The following is a 3,271-nucleotide window of genomic DNA, read 5'->3' on the forward strand; positions in this document are numbered from 1 at the left end:
CGCACGGAGCGCCAGAACTGTTCACGAGAACGGAATCAGAGTCGTGGTGGTCAGTCGCCGGTGGGGGGTTTGGGTTCCTTGGGGAGACCGAGGACGCGTTCGCCGACGATGTTGCGCTGGATCTGGCTCGTGCCGCCCCAGATCGTCTCGGAACGCGAGAAGAAGAACGACGACATCATCGGACTGACGGGATAGCCCTCGCGCCGCTTGTCGCGAGTCGCACCGGGCCAGCTGCCGGCTTCAGGGCCGCTGTCGATCAGCATGGCGTCGGCGCCGTAGATGTCGAGCGCCAACTCCATGGCCGCCTTGTGCATCTCGGACCAGAACATCTTGTTCGTCGCTCCGAGCGCGATCGTGCCCATGTCCTTGGACTCGTTGAGCGTGGAGGTGAGGTTCCGCAAGCCGTTGATCCGCAGGATCTGGATCTTGGTGTAGTACTCCATCAGTCGCTGACGGATCGTGGGCTCGTCGATCGTGCCGTTCGCTGTGGCCGCCTCCGTCATGAGGCGGTACTCCTCGGCGAAGCGGCGCCAGCCCGTCGTCGCCGACAGGCCGCGCTCGAACGCGAGCGTCGAGTTCGCGACCTTCCAGCCGTTGTTCACGCCTCCGACGACGGCGTCCTTCGGACAGCGGGCGTTGTCGAAGAAGACCTCGCAGAACTCGGCGGTGCCGTCGGGCTGGACGATTCCGCGCACTTCGATGCCGTCCTGGCGCATCGGCACGAGCATGTAGGTGATCCCGGCGTGCTTCTTCACGTCCGGATCGGTCCGGGTGAGCAGGAAGCAGTAGTCCGCGTGGTGGCCACCGGTCGTCCACACCTTCTGGCCGTTGATGACCCACTCGTCGCCGTCGAGCACCGCCGACGTCTTGAGCGAAGCGAGGTCGGACCCCGAGTTCGGCTCGGAGAATCCCTGACACCACCGGGTCTCGCCCTTCAAGATGCCGGGGAGGAACTCCTTCTTCTGTTCCTCGCTCCCCCACTGGAGGATCGTCGGACCGACGAGCGTGTCGCCGAAGAAGTCGCCGCGCATCGGCGCCTTGGCCCGCGCGAACTCCTCCGACAGGGCGACGCCCTGCATCGTGGTGAGCCCCTTGCCGCCGTACTCGGCGGGCCAGGTCGCGCAGATCCAACCACCCTCGAAGAGCTTCTGCGGCCACGTCGAGTTGAACTCCGCGCGTTCTTCGTCGGTCATCTCGAAATCGTCGTCGAACCACCCGTCGGGCAGGTTCTCCTCGAGCCAGCCGCGGATCTCGGTCCGGAACTCCTCGGCTTCATTGGGGTAGGTCAGATCCATGGGAAACAGTGTGGCAGGTGGTCGATCCGCGCAAGCAATGTGGCGCAGTCCGTGACGAGGCGATCGTCACACCGCCATTCATCACTCGTTCACACTCCGCTCATGCATCGGAAAGAGAGGACCCGTAGCTTGCTCAGCACGGTCGATTCGCTCCTGCACAGCAATCCCCCTCTTCGTCGTTCACCCCCCTCGAGCTGACGAAATCCCCCCGCAGGAGCGAGTCGATCGTCCAAGTTTTCCGACAGGAACCCGGGGTTGACCAGGTGCGTTCATCTGCTGGAAACACGCGCCACATGCGCCCGTGACGAGCGTTCACGGAGCCGAAACCCGACGGCGACCAACGAGAAATCGTGACCTCCTAGCTTTCGCTTCCGTTCCTGGGCGGCAGCGTGGCACCCCGGTTCATCCCGTATCACTTTTCATTGGAGGACAACCGTGCGCACACGAGCGCTTCGAATCATTTCCGGCCTGGGAGGTGTGGTCGCATTGCTCGCGATCGCTCCATCCGTGGGCTTCGCCCAGGAGGCAACCGAGGTCCAGATGGTCCTCGACAACATCTGGGTCTTCATCGCAGGCTGCTTGGTCTTCTTCATGCAGGCCGGCTTCGCACTCGTCGAAGCCGGGCTCACGAGGGCCAAGAACGTCGTCAACATCTTCGCCAAGAACATGGCAGACGCGATCATCGGCATCCTCGCCTTCTTCTGCACCGGCTACGCCCTGGCGTTCGGCGGCGGCAACGACTTCTTCGGCGACACAGGTTTCTTCCTGAACGGCCTCGGCGACCTGAACGAGATGGGCGGCAGCGGGGTCATCAACCTCTCGCACGGCACGTTCTTCTTCTTCCAGGCCGTGTTCGCTGCCACTGCGGTGACGATCTGTTCCGGAGCCATGGCCGAGCGCACGAAGTTCGTGTCGTACCTGATCTTCGGTGCGATCATGTGCGCGGTCATCTACCCGGTGGTCGTCCACTTCACCTGGGGTGGCGGACTCATCGCCCAGATCAACATCGGCGACGCGGTCTACTCCGACTTCGCCGGCTCCGGGGTCGTCCACATGACCGGCGGCATTGCTGCAGCCGTTGGCGCGTTCCTCGTCGGAGCCCGCAAGGGCAAGTTTGCTGCCGATGGAACGCCCCGAGCGATCCCCGGCCACAACATTCCGTTCGCCATCCTCGGTGTGTTCATCCTGTGGCTCGGCTGGTTCGGGTTCAACCCGGGCTCGGAGCTCGCAGCGGACAACCTCGTGACGGGCATCGCTCTCAACACGATGCTCGCCGCCGCAGCCGGCGGACTCGCCACGACCGCGGTCGTGTGGCTCAAGGACGGCAAGCCCGACGTCGCGTTCATCGGCAACGGTGTGCTCGCCGGCCTCGTGGCCATCACCGGTCCGTGTGGAGCGGTCACCCCGGTCATGTCCATCGTGATCGGCGCCATCGGCGGTGTGATCGTGGTCTTCGCGGTCGCCTTCTTCGACAAGGTCAAGATCGACGACCCGGTCGGCGCCATCAGCGTCCACGGCGTCGTCGGCGCCTGGGGCGTCCTGTCGATCGGACTCTTCGCTCGCTACGACGATGCCTTCCTCGGTCGTGAGGACGCCGGCCTGTTCTACGGCGGCGGCTTCGAGCAGCTCGCCGTGCAGGCGATCATGATCCTCATCATCCTCGCTTGGGTCGGCGTCATGTCATTCCTCGTGTTCGGCGCCCTCAAGGCGACGATCGGCCTCCGGGTGAGCGAAGAAGAAGAAATCGAAGGACTCGACGTGCCCGAGCACGGCATGGCCGGCTACTCCAGCGACATCACCTACGCCTGAACGACTGACTGAAAGAAAGAGAGAACTCACATGAAACTCATCACTGCAGTCATCAAGCCGTTCAAGCTCGATGACGTCAAAGACGCTCTCAAGGACGCCGGGATCACCGGCATCACCGTGAGCGAAGTCCGCGGCTTCGGTCGCCAGGGCGGCCACACCGAGACCTA

At 63.8% G+C, this 3,271-nt stretch carries 3 protein-coding genes; 2 read left to right on the plus strand and 1 reads right to left on the minus strand.

Annotation, left to right across the window (positions count from 1 at the left end; translation table 11 throughout):
• Positions 1-50 precede the first annotated feature (50 nt).
• Entirely contained in the window at positions 51-1,295 is a 1,245-nt protein-coding gene (locus ON45_RS17710) for an acyl-CoA dehydrogenase family protein (RefSeq protein ID WP_040495630.1), read from the minus strand.
• Positions 1,296-1,835: 540 nt separating this feature from the next.
• On the opposite strand from ON45_RS17710, the gene ON45_RS17715 reads away from it, so the two are divergent.
• Both ON45_RS17715 and ON45_RS17720 read left to right on the plus strand, forming a co-directional pair.
• A complete protein-coding gene (locus ON45_RS17715; protein ID WP_085946565.1) occupies positions 1,836-3,104 on the plus strand; it encodes an ammonium transporter in 1,269 nt (422 codons plus the stop codon).
• Between the two features lie 30 nt (positions 3,105-3,134).
• On the plus strand, positions 3,135-3,271 hold a 137-nt coding region (locus ON45_RS17720), incomplete at its 3' end, for a P-II family nitrogen regulator (RefSeq protein ID WP_040495631.1).

Origin of the sequence: Ilumatobacter nonamiensis YM16-303, from assembly GCF_000350145.1 — a bacterium.
Taxonomy (GTDB): Bacteria; Actinomycetota; Acidimicrobiia; order Acidimicrobiales; family Ilumatobacteraceae; genus Ilumatobacter_A; species Ilumatobacter_A nonamiensis.